Raw genomic sequence first — 16,981 nt, 5'->3', positions numbered from 1 at the left:
CAACAGGATGCCTCTGTATGCCAGCAATAGCAAGCATTCTTTTTTATGACGAAACTTATCGTGTAGCTTTTGATCTCGATTTGGAAGAGGACTTCGATATTGTTTTGGACGATTTCGCGGGAGCGTTGTGTGCAGATGCAGAAGAGCTGCGCGTAGCTTTTGTCGATGCCGCCTTAGAAGAACTGTGCGTCGTCTTCTTCTTCGAGGAGGATGCAGTGACATGCTGCGAGCCTTTCTTCGTCGAGTTCCTGCTATGCGCGCGACCTTTCGGAGCCAGCTTTACCGGCTCTGCGACACGCAACACATGTCCCGGCCGGATCGTGTTGGACGAGAGGCGATTCCAACGGCGCAGGTCTTCGACCGAAACCCCAAAGCGGTCTGCAACCGTAACGAGCGTGTCTCCGCGGCGTGCCGTGTAATGCTGCGCGCGCGCGGCTGCCGCAACGGTCACGGGAATAACGAGTTCGTCACCTTCCGCGGCGCTGTCGCCTGCCTTGAGATCGTTCGCTTCAATAATCTCGGCAGACCGTGCATGTAGGAGCGTTGCGATTGAGTCGAGCGATTCGCCAGCCTTCACAACATGGAAGCGCCAGCTGGATCGCTTATCTTCCGGAATCTCCTTCACCCTCTCCTGGAAAGCGTCCCTCGTACCGGTGGGAATATGCAGATCGAAGGAAAGATCCTGCGGTGTGCTCATCCGCAGCAGGCTTGGATTCAGCGCAACGATCTCCTGGAGAGATGCATTAGTGAGATCGGCCACCAGATGAAGATCGATCGCATAATCGGTCGTGACCGTATCGGAGATCACCGGAGCATCCGGCGTGATCTTATCCAGCCCATATTGATGCGGGTTCTTCGCCATGATGATGGCAGCGATGATTCCGGGAACGTAGTTCTTGGTCTCACCCGGCAATACTCCACGACGATATAACTCCCAGAAATCTGCGTAGCCGGTCTTCATGACCGCACGCTGCACGTACCCTGGGCCCCAATCGTAGGCTGCCATCGCGAGATACCAGTCGCCAAATTGGTTGTAGAGCGATTTGATGTAGCGTGCGTAGGCGCGCGAAGATTTCTCCGGATCGAAACGCTCATCGACCCACCCGTTGCGCGTAAGCCCGTAGGCTCCAGCAAAAGGCATGAACTGCCACATGCCTCCTGCTCCCGAACGGGCATTCAGTGCCTGCGGCTGGAAACCCGATTCAGCGACTGCAAGATAAATCAGATCCTGCGGCACTCCCTCCTCACGCAGAATCTTCGAGATCATGTCTTTATATTTGCCTGCGCGTTCCAGAGAACGCAGAAGATGTGCGTGGCCCGCAGAGGAGTTCGTAAAGTAACTGATAAAGCCGGCGACATAATCATTGACCACAAGAGGAAAGTCCGACTGGGTCGTCTTCAGTTCTGCATTGAGTTGTGCTGTCAGTTCCGCATTCGAAGGAAAGGTCACCTCATTGGCGGCATCCAGTGGAGCTGCCTCAATCGTCGGCGACAAACCATTCCCCTGTTTTAGGGCTGCAATCTCCAGAGAGTTCACCGCATCGAGAAGATGCTCAAATTCATCGCTCAATTGCGGATCGCCTTTAAGATCCAAGCCGCTAGTCAGCATCTGATCGACTGCGGAATCAAAGTCAGCGCGTGCTGCCTCCAGATGGCCGGCGCGATAGTTCTCAACGCCGCTGCGATAAACCTGCTCGACCCGGGTAATCAGTTGTTGTGCTTTATAGGCCTTGGTCGAATCTTCTACCGTCTGGGCCGTCGTGTGTGGCAGCGTCTGCGCGCTGCTCGTAGCAGGAGCTGTCTTTGTAGCAGGAGCAGTCGCCTGCGCGGGAATCTTTCCCGGTGCGCCAGCTTGATTCGCCTTGTCCTGCGGGCATCCTGCAAGCAGAACCAACGGCGCACATGCTGTTAGCAGCAGCCAGCGCTGCACCCTACTGTTCCTTTTCGACCAATGCATTGTTCCTGCTCATTGTATGACGTACGAAATGTAAAAACCTGAGCCGTCGTCGGGATTGTTCTGCGAAACCTTAGCCGCGTAGAGTCGTTGCGCTGATATCATCGATTGAGTGGTTTCCTGAGGTGGCAAAGTGAGTCACGGTTGTTAATGTCGTTTTCTATCAAGGAAAACGGCTTTCTTCTATTTTTTCCGTTGTATAGCATCAGGAACTCCACTCTAGATTGAGGCATTAACTCGTACTGTATGGATCCCAGTCACATCCGAAATTTCGCGATCATCGCGCATATTGACCATGGCAAGTCCACCTTGTCGGACCGCCTGCTTGAACTGACCGGCTCGCTGACCGCACGCGAGATGCAGGCGCAGGTGCTGGACGCAATGGATCTCGAACGCGAACGCGGCATCACCATCAAGGCCCATACCGTCCGCATGATGTACAAAGCAAAGGACGGCGAAACGTATCAGTTGAACCTGATCGACACCCCGGGCCATGTGGACTTCAGCTACGAGGTCTCGCGCTCTCTGGCTTCGTGCGAAGGCGCGCTGCTTGTCGTGGACGCATCCCAGGGCGTTGAAGCACAGACATTGGCGAATGCCTATCTCGCCATCTCCAATGGACTCGAGATTCTTCCCGTCATCAACAAGATCGATCTTCCCAGCGCCGATATCGCGCGCACCAAAGAGATGATCGAGAAGTCCGTCGGACTTCCGGCCAGCGATGCCATCCCTGTTTCAGCCAAGACCGGGCAGAATGTCGATGAGATTCTTGAAGCCGTCGTACACCTGCTTCCTCCGCCAAAAGGAGACGCCGAAGCTCCGTTGCAGGCGCTCATCTTCGATAGCTGGTTTGATCCCTATCGTGGCGTCATCGTACTGGCCCGTATCATCAACGGTCGCATGAAAAAGGGTCAGCGCATCAAGCTCATGTCGAACGGCAAGATCTTCGACATCGAGAGCATGGGAGTCATGACTCCGAAGCCGGTTGAGCTCAGCGAGCTCTCGGCTGGTGAGGTCGGCTTCTTTGTCGCCACGATCAAGAACGTCTCCGACACTAAGGTAGGCGACACCATTACCGACGTCGAGCGCCCTTGCGCTGAGCCGCTTCCCGGCTTTGAAGACATCAAGAGCATGGTCTTCGCCGGACTCTATACGGTCGACTCGCACGAGCACAGTCTTCTGCGCGATGCACTTGAGAAGCTGCGTCTCAATGACAGTTCCTTCAACTTCGAACCCGAGTCTTCCGCCGCTCTCGGCTTCGGTTTCCGCTGTGGCTTCCTCGGTCTTCTCCACCTCGAGATCATTCAGGAGCGCCTTGAGCGCGAGTACAACCTCGACCTCATTACCACCGCGCCCGGCGTGCGTTACAAGATCACCCTGACCGACGGCTCCATGGTCGAGGTTGATAATCCCTCCCGCTGGCCCGACCCCAGCGAGATCGAGCAGATCGAAGAACCCGTTATCACCGCAAAGATCCTCACCAACGAGGAATACGTTGGCGGTATCCTCAAGCTCGTCGAAGACAAGCGCGGTCGCCAGCAGAACTTCGAGTACGTCTCCGAGACTCGTGTGATGCTAACCTACGAGCTCCCTCTCAACGAGATCGTGCTCGACTTCTACGACCGCCTCAAGTCCGTCTCACGTGGCTATGCCTCTCTCGACTACCATCTCGCCGGAACCTGGATCTCTCCTATGGTCAAGATGGACATTCTCGTCTCCGGAGAACCCGTCGATGCGCTCTCCATCATCGTGCACCGCGACTTTGCCTATGAGCGCGGCAAAGCTCTGGTCGAAAAGATGCGCGAACTGATCCCGCGGCAGATGTTCGAGGTCGCTATCCAGGCCGCCATCGGCTCAAAGATCATTGCCCGCTCCACCGTCGCAGCGATGCGCAAAAACGTCATCGCCAAATGTTACGGAGGCGATATCAGCCGGAAACGGAAATTGCTCGAAAAACAAAAAGAGGGCAAGAAAAGAATGAAGCGGATTGGCAAAGTCGACATCCCTCAAGAGGCATTTCTTGCCGTACTCAAGGTCGGCGAGGAGTAATCTTAACTTGCAATATTTTGCATAAGTCAACATCTCAAGCTACTTACAGCGACACCACAGTAACAGTCCCGTAACGTTGCCCTGTGGAAAGCGTCATTTCTACCTGTAACCACAGCAAGATGAAGCACGTCGAGATCCATCCCGAAAAATACCGGGATAAGTCTCGTAACTGCAAAGGTTAGAGATTTTATATTTGAAAATTACCCCATCCCGTAAGATGATTTTCAAGTTTGCTCCGCACCTCCCCGTTCTAGCGATACACAGGATTTCCACAGAAAATCGTCCTTGCGCCCAAAAATCTTTAAACAGAAACAGGGAGGGCCTGAATGGCCCTCCCTGTAAGATAAGCGGATTTTACTTTTTGGTCGTGGAAGGATGTGAAGCGGCCGGTGCCGCGGTGTGAGGACGGGCTGCTGAAGGAGCGGCTGGAGGAGGCGCTGAAACACCCGAAGAGGCATTATAAGCAGTGACTACAGCTTGCGTGATGTCGATATTCGGGTTTTGGCTGGCCCACATCACATTGCTGTTCTGCTGGTTGCTGACATCGAGCAGCAGCGTGTAGCCGTTCTGGGCAACGTAACTCTGCACAGCGGCCGAGACCTTACGGGCAACCTTGGCATATGCCTCCTGCAGGTCGGCCTGGTAAGCGTTGTTGGCATCTTCCGCATCGCGGTTGAGCTGCTTTTCCTTCGCATCAATGTTACGCAGACGGGTAGCACGCTCTTCGTCGCTCAAACTTGCCGGAGCACTCTGAAGCTGTTTCTTCAACGAATCGACCTCTTGCCCCAGAGATTCGATCTGTTGGCGCTTCGGCTCGTACTTCTTTTGCACGGTCTGTACTGCCTGTTGGCCCTCATTAGTGGCAAAAACAGCCTGCTCAAAGGCGATCAGGGCAATCTTGGCGGGAACGGCCTGCGGAGGCGGTGGCGGTGTGTTGGTTGCAGCAGCCGCAGGAGCGGCGGTGGCGGGAGCGGGGGTTGCAGCCGTCTGCGCCATCGCAGCGGCAGTCGACAGTCCCGCGGTAAGTGCGGAGACAAGTACAAGGTTGCGATTCATGCGGTGTTTGATACTCCTTCGGGATCGTACAAAGTTAGTGCGAAGAACTGCCTTCGCGGATCATACAAAAATTGCCGACGTAGTTACTTGGACGCTCCTGGCTTCGCTGTGGGAGCCGTTGGCTGAGGGCGGGGTGCCGACGGCGCAGCCGGAAGAGGAGCGGCAACGCCGGAAGACGCGTTATACGCATCGACTACTGCTTGCGAAATATCCGTTCCAGGAGCCCACATCAGGGTCAGACCACCCTGTTGTTGCCCGTTGTTGTCGAGCAGCATTGTGTAGCCGTTCTGCTGCACATATTTGATAACGACAGGGCCAAGCTTCTGGGCAATCTTGCCAATTGCTTCCTGCACTTCTGCGGAGTAGGCATTGGATGCATCTTCGGCATCGCGCTGGTACTGCTTCTGCTTGGTGTCGATTGCTCGCGCACGCGAGGCGCGATCTTCATCTGTCATCGTCGCCGGAGCAGACTGAAGCTGTTTCTGCAACGTCTCAATCTCCGCCGCAAGGGCGTCGAGCTGAGTCTTTTTAGGCTGATACTTCTGCTGAATCTCGTGGAGGCTCCGCTGGCCCTCGTTGGTTGCAGCAGCGGCCTGTTCGTATTCGATAATGGCGATCTTTGCGGGAACCGCCTGGGGGGCTACTGGAGCGGGGGCTGTCTGTGCCGCGGGGGCTTGCGCCAAACTGGCGGCAGAGGTTAACACCGCAGCAAGGGCGGAACCAAAAACAACATTGCGATTCATGCGGTGTTCGGTACTCCTTCGGGGATCGTGCAAAAATCATCCGGCCGTAGGTGCAGGATCGCTGCCTTTCGAGCCAATGGCCCTGCATCCGCTCGATGATGTGTTAATGCACATCATCTATACCTCGACCATCCAGCGTCACCGCCGGCAGTGAGCGAGAGGGCTGCCAGAACAGGTCGATTATAGGACCGCGCACTGAGACGGTCAAACAAAACCTCCACCAATACGCGAATCCCAAAATATGGAGCACGTCAAAGGCAATGCCCAATTTTCTGGACAGAGGTCCGACCGAAAATCGCGAAACTGCCTGCAAAATAAGGCTTCCTACTTTGGAATGGAAATTGCTCTTTCCATGAATGTGTCTCGTAGTCCAAGGCCCCTGCGCTGAGATTCGAACACCCCCTGATTCTGGGCACGAGCTTCATCCAACGCCGGTGCAGCCGAAACGATCAGTGGCGGGAACTCCACAGAGTTCCCTTTATGGGAGGCCAGTGACTGGCCATTCTGGGTAGAGCCGCTTCTACGGAAGTGGCTCTGTCGTTTCTGTCCGCGATCAGATAAATGGACATCGTATCGGAATCCCGGTAAAATAAGAGTGTCCACATAGAGTGCTTGCCAAGCACAAGGTTTTGTGGATACCCTGTGTTTGCCTCATGAACTGGTCGTGGGTTCCGACTCTGTGTACCGACGCAACCGTTCTAAAGTGATCGAGGCATTCGATTTGAATGGACCGGCGTAGCCGGCAAGGTTTCAAAAGGAATGAAAGGGTGAAAAGGAACGTCCGATTTCAGGCGTTCCGTGTCGTCCGGGCTGAAGCTCATGAGCCGACGGCAGGTAGCGGCAAAAGAGAAGTCCGTTTTGAGTACAAATTGAGATCGTTTCCTCCGACGCTGCAATACGGGTTTGGTTCTCCTCTCTTCGTCTCCCTAGACGAAGGAAGAAGCTCCATTGTCGTGGGAGTGAATCGCTAATTGCGCTTTGGCGCAACAGGAAGTGGAAGCATGACTTCAGAGCAGAATGTACCCGAGGTGCAGACGCACCAGGGTTCCGCAGCGGCCCCTGTCCAGGACGGGGAGTCACAATATGCTGGTGGGCCGAGCGCTCCAGGCATGGGTCAATCCAAAAGCAGCCGCCGGCGGCGCAGAAAGCGCAAAAATAAGATGGAAGCAGCAGTCTCCCCTTCGCCCAGCGGCGAACAGAGCAATGTGATTCCCACGGTTCAGGCCACAGCCCCGTCTGCTCCCTCCCAGCCCTTTCAGGGCAATGGCCAACAGGGACAGGGCGGAAGCAAGCGCTGGAAGAAGAAGTTCCGCGGACGGGATCGACAGCGCGGCTCCGACCAGAATCCGGGAAACAACGCCGACTTCAACAGCGGCAACGGTGGCTTCCGCGATTCTCACCAACCCGGCAACAACGCTTACAAACGCTCCAAGGGTGGAAAACAGCAGCAGCGCGGAGCTCGAAGCTTCGTTGGCCCCATGGACCACAGCTACCGCGAGGTCAACGGCAACTTCGCCGATACCCCACCTTCCACGATCGATACCGGAAACTCCCGGCGTTCCGGTGGCAACGGACGCGGCTTCTACGCCACCGACTCCCAGCCTATTGACTACTCCCAGGGCCGCGCTATTCCTATTCCGGAAGATGCGCCCACAAAGATCTTCTTCTTCATCGAAGATCTCTTCTTCCTGGCCAAGATTCAGGAGACCTCACGCAAACTCGGTGTCAAGGTCGCCTTTGTGAAGAACGATAAAGAGGTCATCGCGCAGCTGACCAGCGCGAATGAAGAAGAGCGTCCCGGCCTCATCGTCTTCGATCTGAACAACACCAACGCCAAGCCCCTGACCCTGATCCCCAAGCTGAAGGCAAAGCTCAAGAAAGGGACTTCGATCATCGGTTTCCTCTCGCATCTCCAAGGCGATCTGAAGGCAAAGGCCACAGAGGCCGGCTGCGATACGGTTATGCCACGAGCAGCCTTCTCGCAGAATCTTCCCAACCTTCTGCGACGTTATGGAACCGCCGAGGACGACGACAACAACTACAACCAGTAATTCTGCCGCCTGGTGTGGCCTCTTTATCCTGGAGGCCACGCCATTGGGCGTCCGCCCAGAAGATGCAGATGGAGATGATGGACCGTCTGGCCTCCGTCATCTCCAGTATTGATCACCACTCGATATCCTTTATCCAACTTTTGTGCCCGCGCTAAATCTGCCGCGGCCGCCATCAGGTGTCCGAGAAGCGGTTTGTGTTCGGCCAAGGCCTTTGCCTGAGATGCAATGTGCTCCTTGGGAATAAGGAGCAGGTGCGTCGGTGCCTGGGGATTGATATCAGGAAACCCAATGCAGTACTCGTCTTCATAGACGCGGTTTGCAGGGATCTGACCGGCAAGAATCTTGCAAAACAAGCAATCTGGATTCATCGTTCGTCTCTCGTTCTTTTTGTCCTTCGTTTTTACGTTGCTGCGACTTCATTTAGCGAAGTACTTCGGATGCCCACCCGCGACCCAGGGGTTGTACTTTTCTGCGAAGGCTGCGCGGCTCGCAACCGAAGGATGACTGAAACTCCAGAACTCCACAAAAGGATTCGGATTGGGATCGGTCAGGGAGAGCTCTCCCAGAAGCTGAAAAGATTGTTGTGCAACTTTCTGCGGATCGCTAACGATTCCATGGATTGCCTCCTGTCCATAGACATCTGCTTCGTGTTCGTGCATCCGACTATAGCCATTCACAATCGGTTCACTGAAAAAAGACAGTACCGCCAGAACCAGCAGAAGTACTACCAGCGCTCCCCAGTCGTTCTGCGATGCAATTTTCCAGCGGCTTCCATAACGAGCAATCAGCCAACGCACACCACGAAATCCTATGTAAAACTCCACCAGCAGAAGTATGCCTAAGAAGATCAGGGTCGCCGGAATGTGATTTAAGACGTAGTGCCCCATCTCATGGCCAAAGATAAAACTGATCTCGTCCGGTGTGGCCTTGTTGACGGAGTTATCCCACACCACCACTCGCTTCGAAGCTCCATAACCCGTAACGTAAGCATTCAGCGTCGTAACCTTCTCGCTGGCCTTCATCAGGTACATGCGATCGGGCGGGATATGAATACCGCCACGAGCAACGACCTTTTCAAGACGCTCGACCAGTGCAGGATTCGTCTTCTCCAACGGCTCAAACTTATTGAAGAGGGGGTCGATCAACACTGGTGCGACAAAGACTCCAATCAGCACGGCGACCATCGCCGGAATCCAGAACCAGAACCACCACCGGCTCGGAGACTTGCGAATCACCCAGAACAACAGCATCACCAGCAGCCCGCCGAAGACTAGCGTCAGCAGAAAGCTCTTGACCGCATCCCAGGCCCAGCTTCCCCACCCCTGTACCGATTGGCCATAGACCACAGCTGCATGATGGCCATAGAGATCCAGTGGCAGATCAAGTGCCGTCGTCACAGCCAATAAAAGAAAGATGAACGCAAATCCCTGGGCCCAGCGGTTGCGGCTCAGATGAATCGCCACGTTGCGCATCTTGGCCACGACACCCAATCCGAGTAGGAGAATAAGCTGCAGAATTCCCCATCCGCTTCCGGCAAAATCCAGAATTACGCGGATGCGCGAATAGGCAATCGCGCGCTCTAGCTTCTCCGGAGAAAGCGAATAGGCAGAATGTTGCTGCGAATTGGAATCTGTCTGTACTTGAGTGGTGGGTTCCGCCGAGGTCTGCGCCGCCAGCGGGGAAGGTACGAGGAGAGAAACCGAAAGCAGGAGAAGAAAAACAAGGATCCGAAGGCGCATTTTTACTCCCGAGTTGAGCCAGTTTGTCACGATTACAAACTCTCCTGCAATCTTCCAACCCAGACTGTCTAAGGTGCTACGCTGCCACTTCCGATACACTCTGCTCAGTCCCGATTTTGCTATATCGAGGGAAACGAGTTTATCCCGATGAAGAACGTTCGCGCCGTCTGCGCCTTGATCGCCGTTTTGCTGGCCCTGCCTTCTCCGTTGCTTCATGCTGAAGCTGCACCCTCAAAACAAACACAACCCAACGCACTTCTTCTGGATGCTATGGATGCAGAGTTGCACCGCGCCATAAACTCGCTCGGTAGCGCCGGTTCCGCACAGGAACCCAAACCATACTTCCTGAGCTATTCGCTCAGCGACTCCGACAGCTTCAATATGACGGCCCAATACGGAGCGATCGCCCTCTCGCATCAGAGTCGCCGTCGCACCGCCGATGTCCAGCTCCGCATCGGCACCCCGGAGCAGGACAATACCCACGGCGACCATCGCGCCAGCGCTCTGACCACCATTCCCCTCCCTCTCACCGATGACCGCACCGCCATCGAGCGCAGTCTCTGGTTTGCGACCAATCGTGGATATGCCAAGGCGCTCGACAGCTACCTGAAGGTAAAGACCGAGCAGCAGGTACGGGCCAAGGAAGAAGATAGCTCCGCAGACTTCTCAACGGAGAAGCCCGTAACGGCAGTGCTGCCAGCCTCCTCGCCTCTTATGGTGGATCAAACCTCATGGGAAAACCGTCTGCGAGATCTCTCTAAGATCTTCCGTCAGTATCCCGAGATCTTCTTCGATAATGTGACCGTCCAGGCTGGAACAGAAACCGCATACTTCGTCTCGTCGGAGGGGACAAAGGTCGCTACGCCAAATCAGGTTGCACGACTGGTCATCGTTGTGCGGACCCGAGCAGACGATGGTATGGACCTCTTCCGCGCTGAAACCTTCGAGGCCGATTCCCTTGCACATCTGCCGGATCAGAAGACCCTGGTCGAGAAAGCCACCGCGATGGCAAAGAACCTCGTCGCTCTACGGACAGCTCCTGTAACCGAACCCTATAATGGCCCGGCGATTCTCAGCGGCCGAGCCTCTGCCGTCTTCTTTCACGAGGTCCTCGGCCACCGGCTCGAAGGCCAGCGTCAGCGTGGCGACAACGAAGGCCAGACCTTTACCAAGCTATTGGGCAAGCAGATTCTCCCCAGCTTCATGAGCGTGACCGACGATCCCACCCTGAAAAACTTCAATGGGGAATCCCTGAGCGGTCACTACAGCTATGACGATGAGGGCCAGCCAGCGCGGCGCGTCGACCTGATCAAAGATGGCGTACTCGAAACCTTCCTCATGTCACGGCTTCCCATCGCCAGCTTTGCAAATTCCAACGGACATGGCCGCGCCGAGGTCGGCCGCATGCCCACAGGACGCCAGGGCAACCTCATCGTCAGCTCGACCAAGACCGTTAGCGACAAAGAGCTTCGCCAGATGTTGATCGACGAGGCCAAGCGACAAGGCAAGCCTTACGGACTTTATTTCGAAGACATCTCCTCCGGTTTTGCCGTGACCGCACGTCGATCCCCGCAAGCCTTCCAGGTTATTCCGCTGGTGGTCTACCGCGTCTATGTCGACGGTCGCCCCGATGAACTGGTACGAGGTGTCTCCATCGTCGGCACCCCGCAGGCTGCACTCAACCGTATCGTTGCCACCGACAATAAGCAGGATGTCTTCAACGGAATCTGCGGAGCCGAATCCGGGAGTATCCCGGTAAGCGCTGTAGCTCCCGCAATGCTCGTCAGCGAGATTGAAACGCAGCGGCAGGCCCAGGGTACGGCACGTCCGCCGATCCTTCCACCTCCGCCCATGAGTGAAGGCGGAAAGGAGAGCAAGCGATGAAGAAACTCCTGCAAAGATCCTCGATCCTCTGCGTTCTTGCGCTGGCAACAATTCCCTGCGCTGCCCAAACAGACGACCCCATGCTCAAGGCAATGCAGGCTGAGCTGGAACGGGAAAAAGCACAGCTTGTGCTCCCGGGAATGCAGCGGCCCTACTTCATTGAGTACCGGCTTGATGACTTTTCGAGCTATGAGGCCGTGGCCAACTACGGCGCCCTTACCCGTGAAGAAGAGGGCCGTCAGCGCGTCGTGCGCGTAACCGTTCGGGTGGGAGACTACATCACTGATTCCAGCACCGGTCGAGGCGATGGTGCCGTGCAGCTCGCTCCCGGTGACAACGATCCCGTCGCGCTCCGTTATGCTCTGTGGACTGCCACCGACGAGGCTTACAAGAATGCTCTTCGCACTTACTCCGCCAAGCTGGCTGCCATGCAGCAGTTTCAATCGGTCCGTGCAGAAAAGGACTTCTCTCAGGAGAAGCCGGTTCAACACATCGAGCCTTTGCGCAAGCTGGAAATCGATCGCAAGGAATGGCGCAAGCGCATCATTGAAGCCAGCGGCCTCTATGCGACCGATCCCGGGGTACGCACCTTTGCCGATCAGATACAGTACTCGACCGCAAACATCCGCGCCATGACGTTGAACCGCTATCTCGTCAATACAGAAGGCACCGTTGTTCGCTATGGCCTAAGCGGATATAACAACGCCATCAGTGTAGGTGGACAGGCTCCCGATGGCATGAGACTGGCTCGCGATAATGGTTCGGTTGCAGTCACAGCGAACGAGCTTGAAAGCTGGCCTGAATTCCGCAAGCAGGTTATCGATGATCTTAAAAGCCTCGATGCACTTCGTAAGGCTCCCCTGGTCGATGCCGAGGACTATCACGGCCCCGTGTTGTTCTCGGGTGACGCCGCTTCCGACGTGATGAATCGCCTCTTTGTCGGAAATGTCGAAGCCGACCGCCCCGAGCTGGGCACGACCGCGCGTACCCGTGGCGCTTATAGCTCCAGCTTCAAAGCCCGTGTTCTACCGGAGTTCATGAGCGTTGTCGATAATCCGCTGGAGACAAAATTTTCCGGGCGATCACTCCTTGGCGCATACCTGATCGACGATGAAGGCGTTCCTGCGCAATCGGTCGATATCGTGACGAACGGACGGCTCGACAACTACCTGATCGGTCGCGAACCCATCAAAGACTTCCCCTCTTCCAACGGGCATGGTAGGGCTGCTCCAGGAGCGCCGGCACACTCACGTAGCGGTGTCATGGTCTTCAAATCGAATCATCCTGTGTCGGTTGCAGATCTGAACAACCGTCTGCTTGGCATGGCGAAGGAGCAGAAACGCGACGTCTACGCAGTCGAGACGATGGGAGGCGAAGTTCCGCGCCTGCTCTACCTTGTCCACCCCGATGGCAACCGTCAACTGGTTCGCGGCGCGGTCTTCGACGAGCTGGATAATCGCAGCCTGCGCTCCGAGATCCTGGCCGCCGGAGACGATCCTTACGTGAACAACTCGCTTGGCGCAGTGCCGCAAACCACCATCGTTCCCAGCCTGCTGTTTGGGGATATTGGGGTAAAACGGGCCACGGAAGAGCAGCAGAAACTGCCGTACTATCCTCCACCTCAAACAAAATCGTCTCAGAATTGAGACACAAGACCTCAAGCATAAGGAATAACCATGCCGCTTGATTCCCAAAATGTGCAGCTCCTTGCTCTGGCAGCTCTGTTCTCCCTGATCTATGCCGGGCGCCTGGTGAAAGGGTCTCCGAAGGAGACACCGGAGGGCCTCTCCTTTCCGCTGAAACCTCTTGTGCTCTGGGCGCGTGCCGTTGTCGTTCCGCTCTACTTTGTGCTGCTGGCGTGGCCGCTCTGGAAGGAGCACCGGCCCATTCCCTGGTGGCTTCCCGTTCTCCTGCTCGCGTTACTCGCCCTGGTCGGCTTCCAGATGCCGGGCACCATCATCTTCACGCCGACGACGCTGATTCAACGCTTCTGGTTTCGCAAGGAGAAGTCGATGCGTTACGACGAGGTGATGAGCGTCCAGTTTATCGGCGCAGGGCGTATGACTCGCGTGCTTGGCGATAACCGCGTCAGCATTACCCATACCTGGAATCACAGTGGATCGGAACAGTTCCGTAAAGAACTCGAGCGTCGCACCGGCAAACGGGCCCTTCGTTAAACCATCGGCACGTGGCCGCGCCCGCTTCAATCCGTTCGCGTGAGATACGGCTCCGCCCCACCGGAGACACGGATATTTTCCGCGATTTCACTGGCATGGGCTTTATCTGGACGCGCAGGATTGATCCGGACCCAGTGCCCGGTCGGCCCTTGAAATTCGATCACCTTGGCAGTCGAGTACCGTCGCAGCAGATCGTTCTTCAGCTTTAGCGCATCCTTCTCCCGCTGAAATGCTCCGATTTGCACGCACCAGCGTCCTCCAGGAATCGCGTTGGGATTGGTACTCGGACCTGGCATCCACGCCTCGACGCGAACCTTCGCGACACCCATGCGATAGAGTCCCGTCGCCTTCGCTGCTGCGAGAGAGAGGTCGATAATGCGTCCGCGCACAAATGGCCCGCGATCGGTAATCTTCACCATCGCAGACTGGTTGGTCGTCAGATTCGTAACACGCGCCATCGATCCCAATGGAAGCGTAAGATGCGCGGCGGTCATCGCGTTCTGATCGTAGACTGTGCCATCGGCTCCCTTGCGGCCTGCATAAGGAGGACCATACCAACTCGCAACCCCTGTTTCTACGATCTCTGGCCTGCCCCGCACATTGGGAGGGACCGGAGGCGGCAACGGCTTGGCCGTTCCTACTGAGTTTCCGGAAGATCGCGCCCCCCCATTCGCATAAGTTCCCGCCCCTGACTTTGCCGGCGGAGGAGGGGGTTGATAGGCACGCACGCGCTTTTTATGGCATCCCGTCATAACCAGCAAAAACGCTGGCAATAGCAGGACAGGTGGAAACCGAAAACGAATCACGACTTCGGCACATCCTTGCCGGAGGGTGGCGTACGACCCGCACGTTCATCCATCCGCTGCGCGATTCGATTCAACTCGCGAGCGGCAACACGTAAAGCCTCAGAACCATTTTTTCGAAGATCGGGAACGATCTGGTTGTTGAAGTAGCGGATAAACTCGCGCACATCTTCTTCGATGCGACTACCAGCTTCGTGTAACTGCTCTTCCCATGGGCGTTTTGAGCTTTCGTTCGGCATCTACACTTCTCCATCTTTAATTATGGAAATACGGAAAATATGGGGTCAATCGCTTTGGCCAGCACAGTGTCGAGGTGGTAACGTCAAACACAGAGCACTGACAGCACAGCCCTCGATACAACGCGCTGCTGCCGATAGGCGTCCCTCCTATAAGAGGAGCGTTATCAAAAGAGCGTCAGGCCAGGGTTATTCGCGGCTTTCTTTTTCCGAGAGATGCGAAACCGTAAGTTCTTTTTGAGGTAATTTTCTTTGACGGTATTTGTATCTCATCCATCCCGCTGCTTATTACTCCTCATTCTTCTCTCCAGCCTTATCGCCCACCCGCGCCGCGCATACTCTGCCGAGATAGCGCCGAAACCACACGATGCAAAAGAAACCTCTTCACTCCCAGATTCACCCGGAGCTGTCGTTGCAGCTACTGCATATAGCGATTCATCATCCAGCTTCGACGGAATCATCCCCGCTGCGCAAACCAATGCCAACAGTAACCTACCCCCCGCACGAGCGAGCGCTAAACTTGTCGCACCCGGTCAATCGGCACTTCCACAAACGGCCGGCGACAAATTACTGCTGAGCGCGCGGGAATCCATTACCCCCGGAAGCATGCTGGGTTGGGCCTTTGCCGCGGAATGGTCGCAACTGCTCAATACTCCTCCACACTATGGCGTCAATGGAAAAGCCTACGCCCAGCGTCTCGGTGCTGCGGCGGCTCTCAGTTCAAGCAAGAAGGTCTTTGGCGACGGTTTTCTTGCCATTGCTTTTCATCAGGACCCGCGTTACTACCAGATGGGCCATAGCCACAAAATCCTCGATCGCGCCATCTACGCCGCCACACGAACCGTAGTCGGAAGGACGGACAGCGGCAAGGCCATTCCGAACTACGCGCTCATTCTCGGTTCGGGTAGCGCCTCGGCGCTCACCCAGGCTTATTATCCCGAACGAAATGTTCATGTCCGCCAGTTCGCCACAACCTGGGGGACAACGCTTGCCGGTTCTTCCATTGGATATCTCGTCAGCGAATTTAGCGACGATGCCCTGGAGTGGGTGCACTTGAAAAAGCGCGAGTAGACCTCCCGTGTCCCGTGTTTTACATACAGACGAAGAAAAATAGGTGATCATGTACAGGGCTCTGATACTGGGGGTGTTGATCTCGACGGGAGTAACCATGGCCCAGTCGGCAGCGTCCTTTCCTGCAGAAAGCTCCTCTTCAACTGACACGGAACTTCCAGATGCTCCCAGCACTGTACAGTCTCAATCACAGGATGTAGTCGCCACGGCGAAAACCTCCTTCCAGAGAGAGGGCAGGGATCCGGCCTCTTGCAATCTGCTTCGAGCCCTTGGCCCCATTTATTTCGATCCCTCCAAAGTCGACCAAGCCCATCCCCGATGCACAGAGCTGCTCTATCCCTATCAGCGTTTTCTCGACACGAATATTCCGATTCCCCTGAATTGGAAACAGAAGGGCTATCTTGCGGCCCACTTCACAACTGATCCGGGCAGCGTAGGAATTATCACAGGGATCTCGGGAATCAATATCGCAATCGACTCGCACACAGCCTATGGACCCGGCTGGGCGGGCTTCGGCAAGCTGGCTGGAGTCAGTCTGCTGCAAAATGCGACCGCCGAGTTCTTCGGCACCTTTGCCGTCCCTGCACTCGTCCATCAAGACCCGCGCTACTACCGTATGCCCCACCGCCCCATCGGCAAGCGCATTCTCTATTCCGTCTCACGCAGCTACGTCTCGCGAAGCGACGACGGTAGAACCATCCCGAACTATGGAGTCTTTGCGACGTATCCCATTGTGGCCGAGTTGGGGAATCTTTACGTCCCAGGCATCCAGAGCGACGGAGCCTCCACCGCCGAACGTATTGCCACCGGCCTTGCACTCGACCCCGTCAACAACCTTGTTAATGAGTTTCTGCCCGATGTCGCCAAACACATCCACGTTCGCATCATCTTCTTTCAGCAGATACTCAACAATATCGCCGCCTCTGGAAACGGCATGATGTAGCCCCAGAGCAGACCGAAACAAAAATTCCAGTCAAATCTGGCCACTCCGCTTAGCCTCCCCTCGCTACCGTTCAATGCAAAATCCTGCCGTTCGCTTCTCTATGCTTCGACCCTCCGGCCTGCCTGAGTACGCTTAAAGACGGTTCAAGCCCTTGTATCTCATTAACTTATCTGGCAAGAGAACAAGGGGGTTGAATCAGGGTGTTCACTTTCCGGGAGCACTCGCAGCCGAATAAGCTTCAAAAGGTAGCTGTTCAGGCTTCACAAGATTTTTAG

14 protein-coding genes are annotated in these 16,981 nt (G+C 55.8%); 7 read left to right on the top strand and 7 right to left on the bottom strand.

Features of this window, described 5'->3' with window-relative positions; translation table 11 throughout:
- Positions 1-55: 55 nt before the first annotated feature.
- Positions 56-1,930, bottom strand: a complete 1,875-nt coding sequence (locus tag H7846_RS03680) for a transglycosylase SLT domain-containing protein (protein WP_255460828.1) — start codon at positions 1,928-1,930, stop codon at positions 56-58.
- Between the two features lie 270 nt (positions 1,931-2,200).
- On the opposite strand from H7846_RS03680, the gene lepA reads away from it, so the two are divergent.
- A complete protein-coding gene (gene lepA, locus H7846_RS03675; protein ID WP_186695185.1) occupies positions 2,201-4,003 on the top strand; it encodes a translation elongation factor 4 in 1,803 nt (600 codons plus the stop codon).
- A 354-nt stretch (positions 4,004-4,357) separates the two neighbouring features.
- Here the strand turns inward: lepA and H7846_RS03670 are convergent, their stop codons facing one another.
- Entirely contained in the window at positions 4,358-5,059 is a 702-nt protein-coding gene (locus tag H7846_RS03670) for an OmpH family outer membrane protein (RefSeq protein WP_186695184.1), read from the bottom strand.
- Between the two features lie 83 nt (positions 5,060-5,142).
- On the bottom strand, positions 5,143-5,802 hold the full coding sequence (locus tag H7846_RS03665) for an OmpH family outer membrane protein (RefSeq protein ID WP_186695183.1): 660 nt from the start codon (positions 5,800-5,802) through the stop codon (positions 5,143-5,145).
- Between the two features lie 1,001 nt (positions 5,803-6,803).
- Here H7846_RS03665 and H7846_RS03660 point away from each other — a divergent pair.
- Complete coding sequence (locus tag H7846_RS03660; RefSeq protein WP_186695182.1) at positions 6,804-7,853, top strand: response regulator; 1,050 nt, start codon at positions 6,804-6,806, stop codon at positions 7,851-7,853.
- Between the two features lie 23 nt (positions 7,854-7,876).
- Here the strand turns inward: H7846_RS03660 and H7846_RS03655 are convergent, their stop codons facing one another.
- The gene (locus tag H7846_RS03655; protein ID WP_186695181.1) at positions 7,877-8,221 is read right to left on the bottom strand and encodes an HIT domain-containing protein; all 345 of its coding nucleotides are present in this window, start codon (positions 8,219-8,221) and stop codon (positions 7,877-7,879) included.
- A gap of 48 nt (positions 8,222-8,269) precedes the next feature.
- A complete protein-coding gene (locus H7846_RS03650) occupies positions 8,270-9,592 on the bottom strand; it encodes a M48 family metallopeptidase (RefSeq protein ID WP_186695180.1) in 1,323 nt (440 codons plus the stop codon).
- Between the two features lie 147 nt (positions 9,593-9,739).
- Here H7846_RS03650 and H7846_RS03645 point away from each other — a divergent pair, with 147 nt between their 5' ends.
- From H7846_RS03645 to H7846_RS03635, 3 genes are read left to right on the top strand one after another with little or no spacing between them, the layout of a single operon-like run.
- Complete coding sequence (locus H7846_RS03645; RefSeq protein WP_186695179.1) at positions 9,740-11,476, top strand: TldD/PmbA family protein; 1,737 nt, start codon at positions 9,740-9,742, stop codon at positions 11,474-11,476.
- Positions 11,473-13,122 (top strand): metallopeptidase TldD-related protein, encoded by a 1,650-nt coding sequence (locus H7846_RS03640; RefSeq protein WP_186695178.1) that lies wholly within the window; start codon positions 11,473-11,475, stop codon positions 13,120-13,122. The genes H7846_RS03645 and H7846_RS03640 overlap by 4 nt, the downstream gene beginning before the upstream one ends.
- A 30-nt stretch (positions 13,123-13,152) precedes the next feature.
- Positions 13,153-13,653, top strand: a complete 501-nt coding sequence (locus H7846_RS03635; protein WP_186695177.1) for a hypothetical protein — start codon at positions 13,153-13,155, stop codon at positions 13,651-13,653.
- 26 nt (positions 13,654-13,679) lie between these two features.
- Here H7846_RS03635 and H7846_RS03630 read toward each other — a convergent pair whose 3' ends face one another.
- Both H7846_RS03630 and H7846_RS03625 read right to left on the bottom strand, forming a co-directional pair.
- Positions 13,680-14,459, bottom strand: a complete 780-nt coding sequence (locus H7846_RS03630; protein WP_255460827.1) for a septal ring lytic transglycosylase RlpA family protein — start codon at positions 14,457-14,459, stop codon at positions 13,680-13,682.
- Complete coding sequence (locus H7846_RS03625; RefSeq protein ID WP_186695176.1) at positions 14,456-14,695, bottom strand: hypothetical protein; 240 nt, start codon at positions 14,693-14,695, stop codon at positions 14,456-14,458. The genes H7846_RS03630 and H7846_RS03625 overlap by 4 nt, the downstream gene beginning before the upstream one ends.
- 249 nt (positions 14,696-14,944) lie before the next feature.
- On the opposite strand from H7846_RS03625, the gene H7846_RS03620 reads away from it, so the two are divergent.
- Both H7846_RS03620 and H7846_RS03615 read left to right on the top strand, forming a co-directional pair.
- Positions 14,945-15,763: a hypothetical protein gene (locus H7846_RS03620; RefSeq protein ID WP_186695175.1), complete on the top strand. Its 819-nt coding sequence runs from the start codon at positions 14,945-14,947 to the stop codon at positions 15,761-15,763.
- A 97-nt stretch (positions 15,764-15,860) separates the two neighbouring features.
- Complete coding sequence (locus H7846_RS03615; protein ID WP_186695174.1) at positions 15,861-16,706, top strand: hypothetical protein; 846 nt, start codon at positions 15,861-15,863, stop codon at positions 16,704-16,706.
- Positions 16,707-16,981: the final 275 nt, after the last annotated feature.

It is taken from the genome of Edaphobacter sp. 4G125, assembly GCF_014274685.1.
GTDB lineage: Bacteria > Acidobacteriota > Terriglobia > Terriglobales > Acidobacteriaceae > Edaphobacter.
This window is presented reverse-complemented; position numbering and strand designations above follow the sequence as displayed.

What these genes read in the sequence shown, in the direction of transcription:
- H7846_RS03665 (WP_186695183.1), bottom strand. Translation starts at nt 5,802, where the DNA reads ATGAATCGCAATGTTGTTTTTGGTTCCGCCCTTGCTGCGGTGTTAACC.
- H7846_RS03670 (WP_186695184.1), bottom strand. Translation starts at nt 5,059, where the DNA reads ATGAATCGCAACCTTGTACTTGTCTCCGCACTTACCGCGGGACTGTCG.
- H7846_RS03655 (WP_186695181.1), bottom strand. Translation starts at nt 8,221, where the DNA reads ATGAATCCAGATTGCTTGTTTTGCAAGATTCTTGCCGGTCAGATCCCT.
- H7846_RS03625 (WP_186695176.1), bottom strand. Translation starts at nt 14,695, where the DNA reads ATGCCGAACGAAAGCTCAAAACGCCCATGGGAAGAGCAGTTACACGAA.
- H7846_RS03650 (WP_186695180.1), bottom strand. Translation starts at nt 9,592, where the DNA reads ATGCGCCTTCGGATCCTTGTTTTTCTTCTCCTGCTTTCGGTTTCTCTC.
- H7846_RS03615 (WP_186695174.1), top strand. Translation starts at nt 15,861, where the DNA reads ATGGCCCAGTCGGCAGCGTCCTTTCCTGCAGAAAGCTCCTCTTCAACT.
- H7846_RS03635 (WP_186695177.1), top strand. Translation starts at nt 13,153, where the DNA reads ATGCCGCTTGATTCCCAAAATGTGCAGCTCCTTGCTCTGGCAGCTCTG.
- lepA (WP_186695185.1), top strand. Translation starts at nt 2,201, where the DNA reads ATGGATCCCAGTCACATCCGAAATTTCGCGATCATCGCGCATATTGAC.
- H7846_RS03640 (WP_186695178.1), top strand. Translation starts at nt 11,473, where the DNA reads ATGAAGAAACTCCTGCAAAGATCCTCGATCCTCTGCGTTCTTGCGCTG.
- H7846_RS03660 (WP_186695182.1), top strand. Translation starts at nt 6,804, where the DNA reads ATGACTTCAGAGCAGAATGTACCCGAGGTGCAGACGCACCAGGGTTCC.
- H7846_RS03645 (WP_186695179.1), top strand. Translation starts at nt 9,740, where the DNA reads ATGAAGAACGTTCGCGCCGTCTGCGCCTTGATCGCCGTTTTGCTGGCC.